We start from the raw sequence: 1,376 nt of genomic DNA, 5'->3' as shown, positions 1-1,376 counted from the left end.
TGTCTGCGGTGGTCGAACAAATCGCTGTGGCGGGGCAGGAGCAAAGCGCGGGTATCGAGCAGATCAACCAGGCGGGGTGTCCCAGATGGACACGGTGACACAGCAAAATGCCGCCCTGGTCGAAGAAGCTGCCGCTGCAGCTGCCGCGGCGCTGAGCGAGGGTGCGGACCTCATTCGCTACGACGGCAAAACCGCGTCCCTGCTCGCCGGCGCGTGCCGCTTCCACGGCGGCGTTCAGGGCGAGGATATTGGTCTGAAAGGCGATGCCGTCGATCACGCTGATAATGTCAACGATCTTGCGCGAGTAGTCGCTGATTGAGCCCATGGTCTGCACTACTTCGCCCACCACCGCTCCGCCCTCTTTCGCCACCCGTGATGCTTCCGCCGCCAGCGCATTGGCTTCGCGCGCATTGCTGCCGTTTTCGCGCACCACGCTGGTCAGTTCTTCCATTGAGGAAGCTGTCTCTTCCAGCGCGCTGGCCTGCTGCTCGGTGCGCGACGACAGATCCAGGTTGCCGGTTGCAATTTGCCCGGTGGCAGTGGCGATGGTGTCGGTGCCACGCCGCACTTCGGACACAATGCCCAGCAAGCTGTCGCGCATGGTTTTCATGGCGGCCATCATGCTGCCGTTGTCGCCATGCCTGGTATCGACCGCCACCGTCAGATCGCCCGCGGCGATGCGGCCGGCGATTTCCGCCGCCGTATCAGGCTCGCCGCCCAGTTGACGCAACAAGCGGCTCGCGATCAGGACCGATGCTGCCACGCCGACCAGCAAGGCTAGCCCGCTCAGAGTCAGCATCAGCGCGCGGGCCGAGCGGTAGGCTTCTGCCGCCGCCGCAGCGTCGGCCATATTGTTGCGTTTGATGAGCTCAACGTCCTCATCCATGGCGTCCTGCCAGGCTTGGGTGGCAGGGCCGGCCTGGGACATGAGCAGGGCCGTGGCTTCGGCATCCTTGTGCACCAGAGCCAATGCGATGATCTGGTCGTTCAACGGACGCGCCACAACCCGCGCGGCATTGATCTTGTCGCGCAGCCGCTGCCCTTCTGCGCTGGTCGGCAGCTTGGACAGCTCGTTATTGGCACGATCATAGTTGGCGCGGGCGGTTTTCAGCTTTTCCTGCTCGCGCAGCATGGCCGGCACATCGTCCAGCATCACCATGGTGCGGCTCACCCGCGCGACAATATGCACCGACTCGGACATATCCTGCACCAGCCCCAGCTTGACCACGTTCAGGTGCACGATGCGCTCCAACTGGCTGTTTATGTGATGCATGTTGTACACACCCAGTCCGGACACCGCCATCAGCAACAACAGCACCACGCCAAAGCCCAGCGCCAGCCGGGTTCCTACCTTCATCGCTTGCCGTGCCATATAT

Annotated in this window: 1 protein-coding gene; it reads right to left on the bottom strand. The window is 63.2% G+C overall.

All coding sequences use genetic code 11. The annotated features are described in order from the left end of the window. The coding region (locus AB4Z11_RS31800; protein ID WP_442030182.1) for a methyl-accepting chemotaxis protein at window positions 1-1,357 on the bottom strand (1,357 nt) is incomplete at its 3' end. Between the last annotated feature and the right edge of the window lie 19 nt (window positions 1,358-1,376).

Source organism: Pseudoduganella sp. RAF53_2 (assembly GCF_052113985.1).
Classification (GTDB): Bacteria; Pseudomonadota; Gammaproteobacteria; order Burkholderiales; family Burkholderiaceae_D; genus Rugamonas.
Note: the sequence above shows the minus strand (reverse complement) of the source record. Positions and strands in the feature narration are given on the sequence as shown.